Source organism: Pseudomonas sp. H3_A02 (assembly GCF_054671965.1).
On record NZ_CP162807.1, the window covers coordinates 4,568,948 to 4,587,099 of the forward strand.

The following is an 18,152-nucleotide window of genomic DNA, read 5'->3' on the forward strand; positions in this document are numbered from 1 at the left end:
GGGTGTTCACAGGATCCGGTAAAGCAGCCGTTCTATCCGCACCCGGCTGACCCGTTTCAGGAACCGGGCCACGGCCTCGGGGTAATCCGGCAGAGCTTCCAGGTCCAGGTAACGCTCGATCCGGCGGGTGTGGCGGTAGATCTGCTCAAGCTCGGCCTGGCGCGGCGCCAGCAGCTCGCCCTTGGGATCGTCCAGCAACAGCGCGTTTTCCAGGTCCAGGCGAAAGGCCCGCGGGTTGAGGTTGTTGCCGGTCAGCAAGGTGTAGCGCTCATCGACCCACATGCCCTTGAGGTGGTAGGTGTTGTCCCCGTCACGCCACAGATGCAGGTTCAATTGGCCGCTGTCGATCGCGCGCTGATGCCGTTTGGCGAAGCGTCGCAGGCTGATTTCGTAGAGGTATGGCAGCGCCGCGATGATCTTGAATGGCTCGCTCGGCGGAATGTAGAAGTCGTTGGCGGTCTTGTCGCCGACGATGATGTCGATCTTGACCCCACGGGCCAGGGCGCGATTGAGCTCCCGGGTCACGGCCAGGGGCAGGTTGAAATACGGTGTGCAGATGGTCAGTTGCTGGCGGCTGCTGGCAATCAGCTCGCCGATTACCCGGCTCAACGGATTGTTCTTGCCCACGCCCAGCAACGGGCTGACCGACAGGCCGCTCTTATCGAGGCTGCCGACGCTGGTGTCATAGGTCGCGTATTTGAGGCGGCTGCGCAGATCACCGATGTCCTTGCGCAAACTGCGGGTGCTGGGCAGGTTCGGCAGGTCCAGACGATGCACGGCCCTGGAGGTGATCAGGCCATGCTGCACCAGGTGATGCATCGAGTCGGCCAGTGCCGTGTTCTGCAGCAAGTGATAGCGGTCGTAGCGGTATTTGTCGAACTTGTGCAGGTAGACGTTATTGAGGCTGGCGCCGCTGTAGAGCACGCAGTCATCGATCACGAAACCTTTCAAATGCAATACGCCGAACAGTTCACGGGTCTGCACCGGTACACCGTAGATCGGCACTTCGCTGGCATGGGTGCGGGTCTGTTCCTGGTACCACGCCGAGTTGCCCGGCTGCTTCTTGGCGCCGATCAATCCGCGCTGGGCCCGTAGCCAATCCACTACCACGACCACGTCCAGTTCCGGACGCGCCGCTTTGGCGGTATGCAGGGCATCGAGAATTTCCTGGCCGGCCTCGTCCTGTTGCAGGTACAGGGCGACGATGTAGATGCGCTGGGTGGCCTGGGCGATTTTCTCCAGCAGGCAACGGCGGAACTGGGCAGCGCCATCGAGGATGGTCACCGCGTCGGCGGTCAGTGCAAAGCTGCGCAACTTGGGCAGCTGGGAGCGTTTGAAGAGCGACGGCATAGGGCTCGCAAAAGGTCGATTCCGAAGAACGGATGAGCTTACACCATGGATGGGTTCGGGTCTTCCTGTCGGTCGAGAAAAAAACACTTGACCAAGGAGAACGATCATTCTACTTTAGCCAAATGAACGAAATCACTGGTAATGAAACACGAGACATCATCCTCGATGTCGCCGAAAAGTTGATCTATAGAAGTGGCATTGCCGCCACCGGCATGGACCTTCTGGTGAAAACCGCCGGCGTCTCCCGGAAAAGTGTCTATCGCTACTTCGCCAACAAGGACGACCTGATCGTGGCCGCCCTCAAGCGGCGGGACGAGCGCTGGATGCAATGGTTCAGCAGCGAAGTGGACAAGGCGCCCACACCGACTGCGCGGCTGCTCAATTTGTTTACCGTGCTCAAGGGCTGGTTCGACAGCGAAGGTTTTCGCGGCTGTGCCTTCATCAATACCAGCGGCGAAACCGGCGATCCACAAGATCCGGTCCGTCAGGTGGCGAAGATGCACAAACAGAAACTGCTCGATTACGTGACCCGGCTGTGCGTCGAACAACGTGTCGAAGACCCGGAGGCCCTGGCCCGTCAACTACTGATCCTGATCGACGGCGCCATTACCGTGGCGCTGGTCATGGGCGACCACAGCGCAGCTGACCACGCCCAGGACATGCTCAAGATTTTGCTACACGCCTGACCGTTGAACCCTGTGTCATTCATCAACTCATTGGAGATTCGCCATGTCTGCCTCTTCTGAAGTTCGTCCGCCGTTGCCGCCGTTCACCCGTGAATCGGCGATCGAGAAAGTTCGCCTGGCCGAAGACGGCTGGAACTCTCGCGACCCACAAAAAGTATCCCTGGCCTACACGTTGGATACCCAATGGCGTAACCGCGCCGAATTCGCGCACAACCGCGAAGAAGCCAAGGCGTTCCTGACCCGCAAGTGGGCCAAGGAATTGGATTATCGACTGATCAAGGAACTCTGGGCCTTCACCGATAACCGCATCGCCGTGCGTTACGCCTACGAATGGCACGACGACTCGGGCAACTGGTTCCGCTCCTATGGCAACGAAAACTGGGAGTTCGACGAGCAAGGCCTGATGTACAACCGCTACGCCTGCATCAACGACATGCCGATCAAGGAAAACGAGCGCAAGTTCCACTGGCCCCTGGGCCGCCGGCCGGATGATCATCCGGGGTTGTCCGAGTTGGGGTTGTAATCTCCTCGACTGCCCACCGCTATCGCAAGCAGGCTCGCTCCCACATTTGGATTTCAGCGAACACACCTGTTGTGTCCGCCATGGATCCCCTGTGGGAGCGGGCTTGCTCGCGAAAGCGGTGTATCAGCTGGCATTGATGCTGAATGTACCGCCCTCTTCGCGAGCAAGCCCGCTCCCACACTTTTATCGAGTACTTTCAGAAAAAGCTGGTGAATGCATAGCCAGACCAGCGGCCGCTCCAACAGGCTTGACCCACATGCCGCCAGGCATCACATTGCCTGGGCCGGCGATAAGCTCGCTGTTTCGTTGTGCAGCAGACTTTGTGGAGCCCATGACCGCGTCGATCCCGATCCGCCCCCCCTGCCCGCCCGGCGTCTGCGATTGCGGGCGTGATGCCTTGCTGCAAGCGCCTGGCAGCGACCTGCGCATCCTATGCCTGAACCGCCAGGAAGAAAAACGCCTGCTCGAGCGCCTTGAAAACATCCAGAGCCTCGACGAACTCCAGCGCCTGCAACAGCGCCTGTATGAAAACCTGGGGATCCGCCTGCGCGTCGAGCCTGGCTACAACGAAGTGCGGACCATGCGCGGCATCGCCATCGAATTCCAGGACCAGCCCGGCCTGTGCCGCAAGATTCGCCAGTCGATTCCCGCCGCCATCCGCCGAGGGCTGGAAAAACGTCCCGAGATCGCCTGGCGACTGTTGGATGCCCACGATCTGTTTCGCGACATCTGAACCCAGTCAGCTCTTCCTTGGAGCGGCACATCGGTCTAGAAATCCACCGTCGCGGAAAGCAGGTAGGTGCGCGGGGTCGACAGCGTCAAGCCGGGCTCGCTGTCATCCGACGCGCCGGCCGAACTCCAGTAGCGCTTGTCGGCCACGTTTTCGATGTTGGCCCGCAGGGTGATGTTTTTTTCGTCGACCTTGAACCCGTAGCGAGCCCCCACGTCGAAGCGCGTCCAGGCATCGATTTCCTTGGTGTTGGACTGGTCCAGGTACTGCGAGCTGGAATAAATGCCGCGACTGGTCAGGGTCAGGCCCTGTACCGTCGGCACGTCCCACTCGGCGCCGAGGTTGACGTTGTATTTCGGTGTGGCCGGTGCGCGGTTGCCATCGAAACTGCCGTCGGTGGTGTCAGTCAGTTTACTGTCGATGAACATCACGCCGCCGAGCAAGCGGGTTCCCTTCAGCGGCTCGCCAAACACACTCAGCTCCACGCCGGTGTTTTCACGCTTACCGTTCGGGCCGAAGACGCGTGTCGTGGCGTCGGTTGCGTAAGCTGGCTGCTTGATCCGGAACACCGCAGCGGTGACGGCGAACGGACCGGCGTCATACTTGGCACCCACCTCGACCTGGCGGCTGATGAACGGCGGGAAAATCTCATCCTCGTTCACCGCCGTCGATGGCGCGATCTTGCCTTGGCTCAGGCCTTCCATGTAGTTGGCATACAGCGACAGCTTGTCAGTCGCCTTGAACAGGATGCCACCCGAGGGCGAAACCTTTTCCTCATCGTAGGCGGTGTCGCCCTTGACGTTATTCGTCCAGTCATCAACCTTCACCCGTTGCCAGCGAGCGCCGAGGGTCAGCAGCAAGCGATCCTCGAACAACCCAAGGGTGTCGGACAACGCCACGCCGCTGAAGCGGTTCTCGGTGTAGACCTTGTCGTCCTGGCGGGTCGGGTTGCTTGGCGTCGGGGTCTGCACCGGGTCATACAGGTTGCTGCGACCGTTGGCGTAACGGGCGCCGCCATTTTCGAAATCCATGTAGAAATAGCTGGCCGCCAGGTTGACCTCATGGCTCACCGGACCGGTATGGAACCAGTTGCGCACCCCGGCCGTGGCCGTGCGGACATTTTCTTCCCGGGTAAAGTCACGGGGCTGGACAGTGAAATCCCCTGCGTCGTTGGTCACCGAAACGTTGTGCCGAAGGAAATCGTGGTCGCTTTTGCGCGCGCCAACGCCGCCATACAGCATCACCGAATCACTGACATCGAACTCAGCGTTCACCGTGCCAAAGGTGTCCTGGGTGCGCGCCTTGCTCCAGGACTGGGCGTAGTTGTCGCGCACATCACTGGCGTGAGGGATCTGGGCATTGACGCCGACCTGCACGCGTTCCTGGGGCGCGTCGGTGTTACGTTCGGTGTGGCCGATGTCCGTCGAGAGTCGCAGGCGTTCACCGCGAAAGTCCAGGCCCAGTACCGCCATCTCGCGATCCACACTCTGGTGATCCCATTCGGTGTCGCCCGCCTGCTTCACGCCATTGAAACGAATCCCGAACTTGTCTTCTTCACCAAAGCGCCGCCCCACATCCACCGCCCCGCCAAGCTGGTTATTGGAGGCATAGCTGCCGGTGAACGAAGTGATGGGCTTGTCGGTGGCGCGTTTGGGCACCACGTTGATCCCGCCCCCCACGCTGCCTCGCGGCGAGATACCGTTGATGAGCTGGCTCGGCCCCTTGAGGATATCGACGCGCTCGGCCATCTCCATGTCGATCGTGTACGTTGGCAGAATGCCGTAGAGACCGTTGTACGCGACATCGCTGTTGAACAGGCTGAAACCGCGAATGGTGAACTGCTCATAGCGCCCACCCGCCGGGTTGGTGGTGCGGACCGAGGGGTCGCTGGCGATCAGGTCGCCCAGGGTGCGCGCCTGCTGGTTCTTGACCGTCGTGCTGGTGTAGGTGGTCATGCTGAACGGCGTTTCCATGAAATCCCGCGAGCCCAGCAAGCCTTGCGAACCACGCCGTGCCACCTGACCGCCGGCGTACACCAGGCTGTCCGTCGACGCCGTGGCACCGAGAATCGAAGTGGGTGCCAGCTGCAGGCTGCCGCCTTCTGGCGCCGGCATCAGGATGTAGGCCTGCTCCCCCACCGGCTGCAATTGCAGGCCCGAACCCCGCAACAACCGGGCAAACCCCTCTTCCACCCCATACTCCCCCGAAAGCCCGACGCTGTTGCGCCCGCTCACCAAGGCCGGATCCACCGACAGGTTGACCCCCGCCAACCCGGCAAACCGGGTCAACGCCGCGCTGAGGCTGCCGGCCGGCACCTGATAACTGCGCCGGGCGGCTTCTTCGGCTTGGCTCGATGATATGAAAAATGGGCTGGCACCCAGGCTCAGCATGAGGCTCAGGTTCAACAACGGACGCCGGCCGGCAAAGGCCGGGCGCACACGCAAAGGGACAACTGCGGACATTGGAAAGCGCTCTCGTTTTTGTTCAGTTGCCTTGAATGACAAGCGAGACAAAAAAAGGGGACACAAAATCGGAACAGGCCTCAAACCCCGTGGCGAGGGAGCTTGCTCCCGCCGGGGGGCGCAGCGCCCCCAACGAGGCAGACTGCATCAACCTGACACATCGCGGCGGCGGGTTTGGGGTTGCTACGCAACCCAGCGGGAGCAAGCTCCCTCGCCACAGGGGGTTACCGCAAGCCTCAGGCCAGAGTCTGACGAAGCGTCAACGTGACCCAGTAACGGGTGCGCATGTGCACGTCCAACGGCAGGCTGGCCGCCAGCAGCGTGAGGATTCGATCGGTGTTGTCCAAGCGGAAGCTGCCAGTGATTCGCAGGGATTCCAGGGTTTCGTCCCAGCGCAGCACGCCGGGGCGATAGCGGCTCAGTTCCCGCAGGAATTGCCCCAGCGGCTGATCCTGCGCCACCAGTACCCCGTCACGCCAGCCCAGTTGTGCCACGTCGAACGCCCGCACCGGGCCCGCGCCTGAGGCTTGGACGTTGGCCTGCTGACCTTCTTCCAGGCTCAGCGATGGCCCGTGCAGGGGTTGCAGTTGCGCCGAACCGCTGACCACCGACACCCGGCAGTCGCGCTCGCCCAAGTGAAGGCAGACCTCGCCACGCTGGACCGTAATGAGCCCATAAGGTGACTGAACGGACAGCGGTGTGCTCCCGGCGAGTTTGAGGGCCATCTCACCGCGCAGCAGCACCAGGCGCCGTACCTTGAGGTCCAGATCGACGGCGCTGTCGGTGTTCAGTTGCAGCGCACTGCCATCCACCAGCGCCCAGCGCCGTCGCTCGCCTGTGGCGGTGTGCAAATCAGCGCGCCAGGCCTCCAGCGGCAGCTCCCGTCCCAGCAGCCAGGCGGTCGGGACCAATGCCGCGACGCCCAATGCCCGCTTGAGCACCGTTCGCCGGGCCAGCGTCGGGCGGTCCAGGGTTGCCATGCCCAGGGAGGCTGGCACCCCGGCAAAGCGCTGGCGCAATCGCTGGGCCTTCTGCCAGGCCGCCTCGTGGTGAGCGCTGCTGTCGCGCCAGCGTTGCAGGGCCGCCGAGTCGAACGCGTCCCCATCGAACTCCATCAGGGTCAACCAGCGGGCAGCCGCCCGTGCCGCTTCACGCGCCTCGGGGGATAGCGTCGACGACATCAGAAGTCCACCAACAGGCAATGCTCATAGGCCTGGGCCATGTAGCGCTTCACGGTGCGCTCGGAGACTTGCAGGCGCTCGGCGATCTCGCGATAACCCAGGCCTTCAAGCTGACTCCATAAAAAAGCCCGCCGCACCAAGGACGGCAGGCCATCGAGCAATTCGTCCAGGGCTTGCAGGGTTTCCAGCAGCAGCCAACGCTGTTCCGGAGACGGCGCGCAGGCGTCAGGCAGGTTCGCCAAGGCGTCGAGATACGCCTGCTCCAGATTGCGCCGGGTGTAGAAATTGCTCAGCAGGCGTTTACCGACGGTCAGCAGATAAGCCCGGGGTTCGTGCAGATCCGCCAGGGTCTGGGAGCTGGCAAGCACCCGCAGGAAGGTATCCTGGCGCAGGTCCGCCGCATCCCAGGCATTGCCCATGCGCCGGCGCAACCAGCCTTCCAGCCAACTCCCATGGTCACGGTACAACGCATGAAGGGATTGCTCCGTCGGCGTAACTGCATCACACATGTCCAGAAGCCTGCGCAAAATCTCAAATGAGACTGATTCTAATTAATGTTCGCGCAGGAATCCAAGTTGTTTATGCAAAGGATGTTTAAAAACGGGGATGGAATTGGTCGAGAGTCCTGTGGGAGCGAGCTTGCTCGCGATAGCGGAGTATCCGTCAGCCTCTATGTTTCTGACAAACACCGCCATCGCGAGCAAGCTCGCTCCCACAGGCAGGTCTTTTGCGAGCGCTGTTGTCAGTGACTGGCATGCAAGGTCTTCGGCACTTCCGGCATGGCCGAAGAGTGGTGGTTGATGATCTTCCACTGGCCATCGAGTCGCTCATAGAGGAAGGTGTAGCGCGCCTGGACTTCGCGCTTGGAACCATCGGCCTGGGTCAGCGTAAAGGTGTAGACACCGCTGTCCATCGCCGCGTCGGGACCCAGGTGACGGATTTCCCGGTAGTTGATTTGTCCGACCGGTTTGCCCGCCAGGAAATGCTCGAAGTAATCCTGGATCTGCGCCGGCGTGTTGCGCACCTTGTTGGAAACCGTCGGTTGCAAAATCGCATCCGGGGCATAAAGACCGGTCACGGCGGTGGCGCTACCGGTTTGCAGCGCGGCGTTCCAGCGGTCGAACAGCGCGGCGATTTCCCGGTCGTTCACATTCTTGGGTTGCTCGGCCACTGTGCGATACACATAAGGTGTGGCCTCGACAGCCTGGACAAGCGGCGCGCTCAGCAGGAAAAAAGCAGCAATGGCACAGGTTTTCATTTTCATCGGAAGACTCCTTTGGGGTTCAATGAGCCCACTTTGCCGACCTCCCGAGCCTTCGCCATCGGCCAACCGGTGCCAATCGCCTATGCCATTCGGCAGATAGGCCCGGTGCCGGTGACACGGTCTAATGGCATCACCGCGAACCGTTCGATCTTTTTCCATGCTGGAGCCCCCCATGCAAAGCCCGCCCCATGATCCCGGCAGCGCCCTGGCCATCCGCAGCCAGTATCGCCAGTCGCAAAGCCGTGCCGCGCGCCTGGGCCTGCTGCTGGGCACCGGCCATGAATTGACGCAGTTGCCACTGCCGGCCATGCGTCAGCGTGCGCTGCAACGGGCGTGCGCGTTCATGGCGATGGACCACGGCCTGCTGCTGGAATGGGCGCCGGACAACGCGTTGCGCACCCTCGCCAGCCACGGCAGCGCGGAGCGCGTCGACCTGCTCGCCAACCTGGCCCAGCCGCAGATACTCGGCCCGAATTGGCTGGAAGCCCCCGGCAGTGCCCTGCCCCAGGTCCTGCGCATTCCCCTGCGCACCTCAGAGGGCGTGGCGTTCGGGGCATTGCTGCTGGGCAACAGCGTGGCCCTCGGCGCGCCGGACAACGAAGACATCGAGTCGCTGCAATTATTGGCGACGCTGTTGGCGGCGCACCTGGAGAACAGCCGCCTGCTCGAAGCACTCCAAGCCCGCGAGCGAACCATGTCCGAGCTGGTCCACCGCTTGTTCAGCGCCCAGGAAGACGAACGCAAGCGCGTGGCCTACGACCTGCACGACGGCCTGGCGCAAAACCTGGCCGGCTTGCACCAGCGCTTGCAGGGCTTCGCCGGTCGTTGCCCGTCGCTGCCGCCGGCGCTGGCGAGCGAGTTGCAAGCCATCCTCGACCTGGCCCAAGGCTGCGTCGGCGAGGGCCGACAACTGATCGGAGGCCTGCGCCCCCATGTGCTGGACGATTTCGGCTTGTACAAAGCCGTCGACAAGGAGGCCGACCGCCTGCGTGACGCGGGGCTGACCGTGAGCTGGGCCGAACACAGCAGCGTGCGCCTGCCGGGCAACACCGAGATCGCCCTGTTTCGCATTGCCCAGGAAGGCATCAACAACATTCTCAAGCACGCCCAGGCCAGCCGCGTGGGCCTGGGGTTGGCGGTGGAAGATGGCCACGCCAGCCTGCGGGTAGAAGACGATGGCCGTGGTTTTGCTCTGGAACAACCCATCGAGACCAACGGTAGCCGCCACCTGGGCCTGGCCGCCATGCAGGAACGCGCCAACCTGCTGGGCGGCCACCTGGCCTGTTGCAGCCAACCCGGCGCTGGCACCCGCTTGCTCGCCAGCGTGCCGCTACCGTCCGCCGGAGTACAGCCATGAACCGTCCTTTGCGCCTGCTGCTGGCCGATGACCACGAAGTCACCCGCACCGGGTTTGTTAGCATGCTCGCCGACAGCCCGGGGTTCGAGGTCGTCGGCCAGGCCCGCGATGGCCAGGAGGCTCTCGACCTGTGCGAGCGGCTACAGCCGGACATCGCGATTCTTGACATTCGCATGCCGGTCCTCAACGGCCTGGGCGCGGCGCGACTCCTGCAGCAGCGTCAGCCCGGGATCAAAGTGGTGATCTTCACCATGGATGACAGCCCCGATCACCTCGAAGCTGCCATCGGCGCGGGCGCGGTCGGTTACCTGCTCAAGGATGCCAGCCGCGATGAAGTGCTCGACGCGCTCAAACGGGTCGCCCAGGGTGACGAGGCGCTGAACAGTTCCGTCAGCGCGCGTCTGCTGCGGCGCATGGCCGAGCGTGGCGCCAGTGGCACGCCCCAGGTCCAGGCCCTGACCGCCCGTGAACGCCAGGTATTGGGGCTGGTGGCCGGCGGTTTCAGCAATCGAGAGATCGGTGAAAAGCTGGGCATCGCCCCCGGCACGGCCAAGGCCCACGTCGAGCGGGTCATCGGCAAACTGGGCGCCGCCGACCGGACCCAGGCCGCCGTGCGCGGTGTGGCCTTGGGGCTGGTGGCGCAACCCACCGGACAATGGCCATGAGGTTTGTCGCCGCCCGCCGCTGGGCCGACCTGCCGTTGCGGGGCAAGGCCCTGGTGGTGATTTCCCTGCCCCTGGTGGTCCTGCTGCTGTCGCTGGTGCTGATCTACATCACCGAACGCCAGACCGCACGGGCCGAAGAGGATGTGCGCCGGGTACTGCTCGTCCAGGGTGATATCCAGACGGTCCACACCCTGCTGGCCGAGGCCGCGGCCAGCGTGCGCGGTTACCTGCTGACCCGGCGCGAAGATTTCCTGCCCAGCTACGAACAGGCCACGCCGCTGATCCACGCGGCGTTGCAGCGCCTGGACCACAACATTCGCGATGCCAGGATGCGCGAGCACCTCAAGACCATCACCCCGCTGATCGCCGACAAACTCGACGGTTTGCTCGCCTTGCGCAACGGCAAGCGTGACGACCCCGACGCCATCACCGCGATCCTGATCGAAAACAAACAAGTGCTGGACGTTCTGCGCGAGCAGATCAGCGCCATGCGCGTACGTGAGGATGGCTTGCTCGCCGAGCGCAGCGCCGCCGCCTCGGCCACACGCATGCGCCTGCTGTTCGCCACATTGCTGGCGGCGGTGTGCGGATTGCTCGGGGCCATTGTCGCAGTGCTGTTCCTGTCCAAGGGCATTGTCGCCCGGGTCCAGCAGGTGCAAGGCAACGCCCAGCGCCTGGCCTTGGGCCAACCCTTATTGCCACAACCGCCGGAGCAGGACGAAATCGGCCAGCTCGGCACGCGGCTGGTGGAGGCCGGACAGTTGCTCGCCGAACGCGAGCGAGCCCTGCGCGATAACGAGGAGCGCTTGCGGTTGATCATCGACGGGGTGAAGGACTACGGGATCTTCGCCCTGGATGCCCAAGGTTACGTCACCACCTGGAACGCCGGCGCGCAGCGGATCAAGGGCTACACCGAGCAGGAAATCATTGGCCAGCACTTCTCCCTGTTCTACCTGCCCGAGGAATGCCCGGCGCACCCGGACATGGCCCTGCGCGAAGCCACCCGCGACGGGCATTACATGGAGGAAGGCTGGCGTTGCCGTAAGGACGGCAGCCGCTTCTGGGCCAGCGTGGTCATCACCGCCCAGTACGACGGCACGGGCGCCTTGCGCGGTTTTTCCAAGATTACCCGCGACATCACCGACCGACGCGCCGCCGAGATCGCCCTGCGCACTGCCCGCGAAGAAGCAGAAAGCGCCAGCCGGGCCAAGAGCGAATTCCTGTCGCGCATGAGCCACGAACTGCGCACGCCATTGAACGCCATCCTCGGTTTCGCTCAACTGCTGGACATGGACTCCACCGCCGGCCAACGTCCCCAGGTCAGCCACATCCTGCGGGCCGGCCAGCACTTACTGGCGTTGATCAACGAGGTGCTGGACATCGCCCGGATCGAGGCCGGACGCCTGCCCCTGAACATCGAACCGATCGCCCTGGCGACCGTGCTGCACGAAGCCTTGACGCTGGTTTCCCCCATGGCCGCCGACGCCGGGATCCACTTGGTCGACCTGCCTGCACTGCCCGAAGACAGCGGTGTGCTTGCCGATCGCCAGCGCCTGGTGCAGGTGTTGCTCAACCTGTTGTCCAACGCCATCAAATACAACCGACCCGGCGGCAAGGTGCGCCTCGAAGTGAGCGTCCAGGCCCACCAGGTGAGCATCGCCGTCCACGATACCGGCCATGGCATCGCCCCTGACCAGTTGGATCAACTGTTCAAGCCCTTCGAACGCCTGGGCGCCGATCCGCAGGTCGAAGGCACTGGCCTTGGCTTGTCCTTGAGCAAGAACCTGCTGGAGATGATGCAGGGCAGCCTGCAGGTCCACAGCGAGCCCGGGCACGGGTGCTGTTTTACCCTGCGACTGCCCGCCACCCAAGTGATCGGCACGCATTTACCGCCCATCGCCGCCCTGACAGTGACGCGCCCGCCCGTGGACTATCACGGCAAAATCCTCTGCATCGAAGACAACCTGTCGAGCCTCGCGCTGATCGAGACCTTGATGCAGCGCCGGCCCGGCATTCAGCTGTTATCGAGCATGCAAGGCCAGATGGGCCTCGACCTGGCTCGCCAGCACAGCCCACAACTGATCCTGCTGGACGTCACCCTGCCGGACCTGGAAGGCCTGGAAGTCTTGCGGCGCCTGCGCCAGTCCCCGGCCACCGCGGCAACGCCGGTGCTGATGATCACCGCCGATGCCAGCGACCTGACCCATCGTGCCCTGCGCGACGCCGGGGCCACGGCGATTTTGACCAAACCCATCCATATCCAGGCCTTTCTCGGCCACCTCGAGCACTATCTACCGGAGCCCGCATGAATCGCGACTTGCGCATTCTGATCGTCGACGATCAGCGCCCCAACCTGGACCTGATGGAACAACTGCTGGCCCGCGAAGGGCTGCACAATGTGCTGAGCAGCACCGAGCCTTTGCGTACGCTGGACCTGTTCAACAGCTTCGAGCCGGACCTGGTCATCCTCGACCTGCACATGCCGGCGTTCGACGGCTTTGCCGTGCTGGAGCAACTGAACCGACGCATCCCGGCCAACGACTACTTGCCGATCCTGGTCCTGACCGCCGATGCGACCCGAGATACGCGCCTGCGAGCCCTGGCCCTCGGCGCCCGGGATTTCATCAGCAAACCCCTGGATGCGCTGGAAACCATGCTGCGCATCTGGAACCTGCTGGAAACCCGCGCGCTCTATAAAGCGTTGCGCGAGTTGATCCCGTCCCAGCAGATCGAACTGCTGCGCCAGCACCGTCCCGCTGCCGATCCGGTCTAGGTTGGCGGCCGATTCATTAAGGCCATCGAAGCATGGAGGTCACCGAACGAACAAATGAGGTTCTTGGTGGTGATGGGAACGATCAAGTGGCCACACACAAGCCACTGTGGGAGCGAGCTTGCTCGCGATAGGGCCAGGCCAGTCAACATCAATGGCAACGGGTCCACCGCTATCGAGAGCAAGCTCGCTCCCACAGGTATATCTGGCAAGCATGTAGTTCATTTGATCCGGTAGTGAAAGGAGTCATCGGGGTTTAGTGCCCGCGAATGTAGTGCTCCAACTGCCGGATCAAGTCCGCCTGCTCGACAATCGCTTCTTTCACCAGGTCACCGATGGACAACAGGCCGATCAACTGCCCGTTATCCAGCACCGGCAAGTGTCGCAAGTGGCTGTCGGTCATGACTTCCATGCAGCGGTCGATGCTCTGCTGGCTGTCGGCGGTGACCACCGGTGCGCTCATGATGGTGCGCACCGTCGTCCCCACCGATGACCGCCCCTTGAGCACCATCTTGCGCGCGTAGTCCCGCTCGCTGAACACGCCCACCACCTGGCCGTCCTCGATCACCGGCAGCGCGCCGACATTTTTCTCGGCCATGATCTGCAGCGCTTCGAGCACCGTCTGCTCGGGGGCGATGCTGTGAACCTGCTGGTTCTGCACACTCTTGAGTCTCACCAGTTGGGCGGCGGTTTTCATTGTTCATCCCCACATTTAGCTAAAGGCATGTTTGAACCCAGGCCTGTCAGTCAAGGCTTTACCCTGTGGGAGCGAGCTTGCTCGCGATAGCTTTGGGTCAGCAACATCAGCATTGATTGATAAACCGCTATCGCGAGCAAGCTCGCTCCCACAGGTCTTCATGCAGTTTTCAGGTCACCCGATGGTTAGGATCAGTCTTCGCCAATCTCCACCACATCACCATTGAGCCGCACCGGCCACACCCGCAAGCTTTGCTCCGGGTACTCCAGGCAATGGCCGTCTTCCAAGCGGAAATGCTGCTTGTACATCGGCGAGGCAATCACCAGGTCGCCCTTGATGCTGCCCAGCAAGCCACGGCCGATGACGTTGGCACCGGACTTGGGGTCGCGGTTGTCGATGGCGTACAGCGGCTTGTCCTGATGCTCAGGCAGGTACAGCAGCGCCACTTGGCTGCCGTCGTGCCAGGCGACCACGCCGGAGTTGGGCACCAGATCGTCGCGGCTGCACAGGGCCCGCCAGTGCAAGGGTTGCTGGGCGACATCGCGGACGGGAATACGAACGACGTTTGACTGGCTCATCAGAGCACCTCCTCGGTAACGGGAATCAGGTGGAGTTCATGGGCGTGAACCGGCCGACGCTGGCCGCGCTCGCGGACAAAGTGAACGTCCGGATCGCCGCGCTGGTCGTTGACGAAGGTGCGGAAGCGCTTGAGCTTCTCCGGGTCCTTCAAGGCATTGGCCCATTCGCATTCGTAGCGGTCGACCACCAGTTGCATCTGTGCTTCAAGCTCGACGCCCAGGCCCAGGCTGTCGTGGATGATCACGTCCTTGAGGTAATCCAGGCCACCTTCCAGGCTTTCGCGCCAGACCGAGGTCCGTTGCAGCTTGTCGGCGGTGCGGATGTAGAACATCAGGAAGCGGTCGATGTAGCGGATCAGGGTCTCGTCATCCAGGTCGGTGGCGAACAGCTCGGCGTGGCGCGGGCGCATGCCGCCATTGCCGGCCACGTAGAGGTTCCAGCCCTTCTCGGTGGCGATCACGCCGACGTCCTTGCTCTGGGCCTCGGCGCACTCGCGGGTGCAGCCGGACACCGCGAACTTGAGCTTGTGCGGCGAGCGCAGGCCTTTGTAGCGATCCTCAATGGTCAGGGCCATCTGCACGCTGTCCTGCACGCCGTAGCGGCACCAGGTGCTACCCACGCAGGACTTCACCGTGCGCGTGGATTTGCCGTAGGCATGGCCGGTTTCGAAACCGGCTTCGATCAGCTCGGCCCAGATGTCCGGGAGCTGGTGCAACTGGGCGCCGAACAGGTCGATGCGCTGGCCGCCGGTGATCTTGGTGTAGAGATCGTATTTCTTGGCGACCACGCCGATGGCGATGAGTTTGTCGGCGGTGATTTCCCCGCCGGCGATACGCGGCACCACAGAATAGGTGCCGTTTTTCTGCATGTTCGCCATGAAGGTGTCGTTGGTGTCCTGCAACGCCACCAGGGATGGGTCCATGATCGGCTGGTTCCAGCACGACGCCAGGATCGAGCCCACCGCCGGTTTGCACAGGTCGCAGCCGGTGTGACCACGACCGTGCTTGGCCAGCAGTTCTTCGAAACTGATGATGCCTTCCACCCGCACCAGCGCATACAACTCCTGGCGGGTGTAGGCGAAGTGTTCGCACAGGCTCTTGTCGACGCTGACGCCGCGGGCAATCAATTCATGCTCGAACACTTGCTTGACCAGGGCCGCGCAACCACCGCAACCGGTACCGGCCTTGGTGTCGCACTTGAGCTGGCCCAGATCGGTGCAGCCGCCGTCGATGGCCGAGCAGATCGAGCCCTTGGTGACGTTGTGGCACGAGCAGATGGTGGCGGTTTCGGGTAACGCCGCCGGGCCCAGGGTCGGGGCGCCTTCGGACGATGGCAGGATCAGGCTGGCCGCGTCCTTGGGCAAGGCGATGCCGTTCTGCATGTATTGCAGCAAGGTGTCGTAGTAGCTGTTATCACCCACCAGCACCGCGCCGATCACGCGTTTCCCGTCGGCGTCCACCACCAGGCGCCGGTAGCTGGCGCTGGTTTCGTCAATGAACTGGAAGCTGCGCGAACCCGGGGTGTTGCCATGGGCGTCGCCGATGGAGCCGACGTCCACGCCCAGCAACTTGAGCTTGGTGGACATGTCGGCGCCGGTGAAGGCTTCAGCACTTTCGCCGCACAGCCGGGCCGCAACGTTGCGGGCCATCTGGTAGCCCGGGGCGACCAGGCCGAAAATGCTGCCGTTCCAGGCCGCGCATTCGCCGATGGCGAAAATGTCCGGATCGCTGCTCTGGCAATGGTCGTCGATCACCACGCCGCCGCGCGGGCCGATCTGCAGGTCGCTCTGGCGAGCCAGGGCATCCTGGGCGCGGATACCGGCAGAAAACACGATGAGGTCGGTTTCGAGGAAATCGTCGTCGCCGAAATTCATCCTATAACGGTACTGCTCACCAATGCTGATGGACTGGGTGCCCTTGGACAGGTGCACGCCGACGCCCAACTTCTCGATGCGTGCCTTGAGGGCCAAACCGCCCTGGGTGTCCAACTGCACCGGCATCAGCCGTGGGGCGAATTCCACCACATGGGCCTCCAGGCCGAGGGTCTTGAGGGCGTTGGCCGCTTCCAGGCCCAGCAGGCCGCCACCGACCACCACGCCGCGGCGGGCGTTGCTGGCGGCGGCGCGGATCGCGTCCAGGTCCTCCAGGGTGCGATAGACCAGGCACGAATCGCCTTCGGCGCCTTCAATCGGCGGCACGAACGGATAGGAACCGGTGGCGAGCACCAGTTTGTCGTAGCTGATGCGATCCTGCGCGGTCACGACCTGATGCGCATCGCGGTCGATTTCCAGCACCGGCACACCCAGGTGCAACGTGACACCGGGGGTCTGGTACAACGAAGCTTCACCGAGGGCCAGGGACTCGGCGTCACGGCCCGAGAAGTACTCGGACAGGTGCACGCGGTCGTAGGCACGCATCGGCTCTTCACTGAACACATGCACGCGGTAATGATTGAGGGCACCGCGCTCGATCAGTTGCTCGACGCAGTGATGGCCGACCATGCCATTGCCGATCACGATCAGCGTTTGCAGCTTGTTCAGAGAAGCAACGTTGGAATTCATAGAAAGCACCCGACAAAAGCCCATCACGATTTTGAAAGCAAAAAAAAAGACGCCTGAAACCTTGCGGTTCCAGGCGTCTTTGCCTGTTCTGTGCGGTATCGGCCCGGCGACTGCGCCCCGACCTACCGTTATCCCCCGGCCTGCTGGCACTCGATCTTCGTTGACCGACGGGGCTGCCCACTCGACTGTGTTCGCGGTGGGTCTGGATAGCCTCTTGCAGCGAGCGTGCCAAACCTGCTCCACACCCTATTCACGATCGAGCATTCACCGCTAATCCCCTGTGGTAGCGGGCTTGCCCGCGAAGGCGTCAGCTCAGTCACCGCAAGCCAACCGGCGCCCGCCACCGCTGCGCAAGCACCGCCAACTGCCTTGGGATGGTGCGATCACCGCGCCTGCGGCTTCATAAAAGTGCAGTCCGCCATCAGGAGGGGCTTGCTCTGGATATCAGTCGGTCAGTTGGCAGATGGCTGAATGTGCCGCCATCATCGCGAGCAAGCTCGCTCCCACAAGGGTAAGTGATGAGTGCATGTTCAGTTGTGGGAGCCGAGCTTGCTCGCGATAGCCATGGGTCGGCTTGCGCAGATGTTGAATGCACTGACGTCATCGCGAGCAAGCTCAGCTCCCACAGGGGATTGTGGTAATGGCAGGAGGGGCTCGCCAGCATTCCATTGTGGGAGCGAGCTTGCTCGCGATGGCGGTGGGTCAGCTTGAAGGGTTATCGGCGGTCCTGGTCACCATCGCCACAATACTGGCCAGCAGCTCTTCCTTCGCCTCGGCAGCGCTGATTTCCCCGGTGGCGGCGGCATTGGACAGTGCTTCCGCCGCCCCCAGCATCGCCCGCAAACCGGCCTGGGTGATGCCCTTCGTGCCAGCGAACGGTTCCAGTACCGCGCGACACTTGTCGAGAAAAACACCCTCGTATTCGCGCTTGATGCGCTCCAGCTCCGGCGAACTGGTCAATGCCGCGATCACCCCGGGAATCTCCCGGCCTTGCAGCAGCACGCACTCGACGTAGGAAGACGCGATCACCGCCGCCCGGCTTTGCAGGGTGGCGTCGCTGGCGTCGAGGGCCGCATCCATCAGCGCGGTCTGGCGGGCGTCGAAATCCTGGTAAAGCGCTGCCAGCAGCCCGGATCGGCTAATGAAGTGGTCGTAGACGATGGGCTTGGTCACCCCCGCCTGGTCCGCCAATCGGGCCAGCGTCAGGGCGTCGCTGCCCTCCTCGCGCACCAGTCGCCAGGCGACATCGAGCAATTGGCGCTGCCGGTCATGCCGGGATAAACGACGACGAGGTGCAGGCTGCGAATGTGCGTCAGTGCTTGACATGC

Annotated in this window: 16 protein-coding genes; 7 read left to right on the forward strand and 9 right to left on the reverse strand. The window is 62.9% G+C overall.

Translation table 11 applies throughout. The features are described from left to right. Positions 1-6: 6 nt before the first annotated feature. Positions 7-1,350, reverse strand: a complete 1,344-nt coding sequence (gene pssA, locus AB4N80_RS20080; RefSeq protein ID WP_460078456.1) for a CDP-diacylglycerol--serine O-phosphatidyltransferase — start codon at positions 1,348-1,350, stop codon at positions 7-9. A 122-nt stretch (positions 1,351-1,472) separates the two neighbouring features. Here pssA and AB4N80_RS20085 point away from each other — a divergent pair, with 122 nt between their 5' ends. From AB4N80_RS20085 to AB4N80_RS20095, 3 genes are all read left to right on the forward strand, one after another. Next, entirely contained in the window at positions 1,473-2,036 is a 564-nt protein-coding gene (locus AB4N80_RS20085) for a TetR/AcrR family transcriptional regulator (RefSeq protein WP_122568586.1), read from the forward strand. A gap of 43 nt (positions 2,037-2,079) precedes the next feature. Then, the gene (locus AB4N80_RS20090; RefSeq protein WP_122568585.1) at positions 2,080-2,559 is read left to right on the forward strand and encodes a nuclear transport factor 2 family protein; all 480 of its coding nucleotides are present in this window, start codon (positions 2,080-2,082) and stop codon (positions 2,557-2,559) included. Positions 2,560-2,890: 331 nt separating this feature from the next. Beyond that, entirely contained in the window at positions 2,891-3,292 is a 402-nt protein-coding gene (locus AB4N80_RS20095; protein WP_122568584.1) for a hypothetical protein, read from the forward strand. Between the two features lie 35 nt (positions 3,293-3,327). Here AB4N80_RS20095 and AB4N80_RS20100 read toward each other — a convergent pair whose 3' ends face one another. The 4 genes from AB4N80_RS20100 to AB4N80_RS20115 all read right to left on the reverse strand — a co-directional run bounded on the left by AB4N80_RS20100 (position 3,328) and on the right by AB4N80_RS20115 (position 8,196). Beyond that, the gene (locus AB4N80_RS20100) at positions 3,328-5,751 is read right to left on the reverse strand and encodes a TonB-dependent siderophore receptor (protein ID WP_460078459.1); all 2,424 of its coding nucleotides are present in this window, start codon (positions 5,749-5,751) and stop codon (positions 3,328-3,330) included. A 236-nt stretch (positions 5,752-5,987) separates the two neighbouring features. Continuing rightward, positions 5,988-6,932, reverse strand: a complete 945-nt coding sequence (locus AB4N80_RS20105; RefSeq protein ID WP_305481524.1) for a FecR domain-containing protein — start codon at positions 6,930-6,932, stop codon at positions 5,988-5,990. Next, positions 6,932-7,441 (reverse strand): sigma-70 family RNA polymerase sigma factor, encoded by a 510-nt coding sequence (locus tag AB4N80_RS20110; RefSeq protein ID WP_122568581.1) that lies wholly within the window; start codon positions 7,439-7,441, stop codon positions 6,932-6,934. The genes AB4N80_RS20105 and AB4N80_RS20110 overlap by 1 nt, the downstream gene beginning before the upstream one ends. 233 nt (positions 7,442-7,674) lie before the next feature. Further along, positions 7,675-8,196, reverse strand: a complete 522-nt coding sequence (locus tag AB4N80_RS20115) for an SgcJ/EcaC family oxidoreductase (protein ID WP_122568580.1) — start codon at positions 8,194-8,196, stop codon at positions 7,675-7,677. Between the two features lie 172 nt (positions 8,197-8,368). Between AB4N80_RS20115 and AB4N80_RS20120 the strand changes: the two genes are divergently transcribed. From AB4N80_RS20120 to AB4N80_RS20135, 4 genes are read left to right on the forward strand one after another with little or no spacing between them, the layout of a single operon-like run. After that, positions 8,369-9,553 carry a sensor histidine kinase gene (locus AB4N80_RS20120; RefSeq protein ID WP_460078464.1) on the forward strand — a complete coding sequence of 395 codons (1,185 nt, stop codon included), beginning with the start codon at positions 8,369-8,371 and terminating at the stop codon, positions 9,551-9,553. Further along, positions 9,550-10,218: a response regulator gene (locus AB4N80_RS20125; RefSeq protein ID WP_305471037.1), complete on the forward strand. Its 669-nt coding sequence runs from the start codon at positions 9,550-9,552 to the stop codon at positions 10,216-10,218. The genes AB4N80_RS20120 and AB4N80_RS20125 overlap by 4 nt, the downstream gene beginning before the upstream one ends. Further along, on the forward strand, positions 10,215-12,527 hold the full coding sequence (locus tag AB4N80_RS20130; protein WP_460078468.1) for an ATP-binding protein: 2,313 nt from the start codon (positions 10,215-10,217) through the stop codon (positions 12,525-12,527). Before AB4N80_RS20125 ends, AB4N80_RS20130 begins: the two co-directional genes overlap by 4 nt. Then, entirely contained in the window at positions 12,524-12,991 is a 468-nt protein-coding gene (locus AB4N80_RS20135) for a response regulator (RefSeq protein WP_092164443.1), read from the forward strand. Before AB4N80_RS20130 ends, AB4N80_RS20135 begins: the two co-directional genes overlap by 4 nt. Positions 12,992-13,244: 253 nt before the next feature. Here AB4N80_RS20135 and AB4N80_RS20140 read toward each other — a convergent pair whose 3' ends face one another. From AB4N80_RS20140 to AB4N80_RS20155, 4 genes are all read right to left on the reverse strand, one after another. Next, positions 13,245-13,685, reverse strand: coding sequence for a CBS domain-containing protein (locus tag AB4N80_RS20140; protein WP_003202071.1), 441 nt, complete (start codon positions 13,683-13,685; stop codon positions 13,245-13,247). A gap of 191 nt (positions 13,686-13,876) precedes the next feature. Continuing rightward, positions 13,877-14,263, reverse strand: a complete 387-nt coding sequence (nirD, locus tag AB4N80_RS20145) for a nitrite reductase small subunit NirD (protein WP_354338687.1) — start codon at positions 14,261-14,263, stop codon at positions 13,877-13,879. Then, positions 14,263-16,824: a nitrite reductase large subunit NirB gene (gene nirB / locus AB4N80_RS20150; RefSeq protein WP_122568575.1), complete on the reverse strand. Its 2,562-nt coding sequence runs from the start codon at positions 16,822-16,824 to the stop codon at positions 14,263-14,265. Before nirB ends, nirD begins: the two co-directional genes overlap by 1 nt. A 702-nt stretch (positions 16,825-17,526) precedes the next feature. Further along, entirely contained in the window at positions 17,527-18,150 is a 624-nt protein-coding gene (locus tag AB4N80_RS20155; protein ID WP_122568574.1) for a TetR/AcrR family transcriptional regulator, read from the reverse strand. Positions 18,151-18,152 lie beyond the last annotated feature (2 nt).

Coding starts and splice junctions, on each gene's coding strand:
- AB4N80_RS20090 (WP_122568585.1), top strand. CDS start 2,080: ATGTCTGCCTCTTCTGAAGTTCGTCCGCCGTTGCCGCCGTTCACCCGT.
- AB4N80_RS20110 (WP_122568581.1), bottom strand. CDS start 7,441: ATGTGTGATGCAGTTACGCCGACGGAGCAATCCCTTCATGCGTTGTAC.
- AB4N80_RS20095 (WP_122568584.1), top strand. CDS start 2,891: ATGACCGCGTCGATCCCGATCCGCCCCCCCTGCCCGCCCGGCGTCTGC.
- AB4N80_RS20130 (WP_460078468.1), top strand. CDS start 10,215: ATGAGGTTTGTCGCCGCCCGCCGCTGGGCCGACCTGCCGTTGCGGGGC.
- AB4N80_RS20120 (WP_460078464.1), top strand. CDS start 8,369: ATGCAAAGCCCGCCCCATGATCCCGGCAGCGCCCTGGCCATCCGCAGC.
- AB4N80_RS20140 (WP_003202071.1), bottom strand. CDS start 13,685: ATGAAAACCGCCGCCCAACTGGTGAGACTCAAGAGTGTGCAGAACCAG.
- AB4N80_RS20085 (WP_122568586.1), top strand. CDS start 1,473: ATGAACGAAATCACTGGTAATGAAACACGAGACATCATCCTCGATGTC.
- AB4N80_RS20105 (WP_305481524.1), bottom strand. CDS start 6,932: ATGTCGTCGACGCTATCCCCCGAGGCGCGTGAAGCGGCACGGGCGGCT.
- AB4N80_RS20125 (WP_305471037.1), top strand. CDS start 9,550: ATGAACCGTCCTTTGCGCCTGCTGCTGGCCGATGACCACGAAGTCACC.
- AB4N80_RS20155 (WP_122568574.1), bottom strand. CDS start 18,150: ATGTCAAGCACTGACGCACATTCGCAGCCTGCACCTCGTCGTCGTTTA.
- nirB (WP_122568575.1), bottom strand. CDS start 16,824: ATGAATTCCAACGTTGCTTCTCTGAACAAGCTGCAAACGCTGATCGTG.
- nirD (WP_354338687.1), bottom strand. CDS start 14,263: ATGAGCCAGTCAAACGTCGTTCGTATTCCCGTCCGCGATGTCGCCCAG.
- pssA (WP_460078456.1), bottom strand. CDS start 1,350: ATGCCGTCGCTCTTCAAACGCTCCCAGCTGCCCAAGTTGCGCAGCTTT.
- AB4N80_RS20100 (WP_460078459.1), bottom strand. CDS start 5,751: ATGTCCGCAGTTGTCCCTTTGCGTGTGCGCCCGGCCTTTGCCGGCCGG.
- AB4N80_RS20135 (WP_092164443.1), top strand. CDS start 12,524: ATGAATCGCGACTTGCGCATTCTGATCGTCGACGATCAGCGCCCCAAC.
- AB4N80_RS20115 (WP_122568580.1), bottom strand. CDS start 8,196: ATGAAAATGAAAACCTGTGCCATTGCTGCTTTTTTCCTGCTGAGCGCG.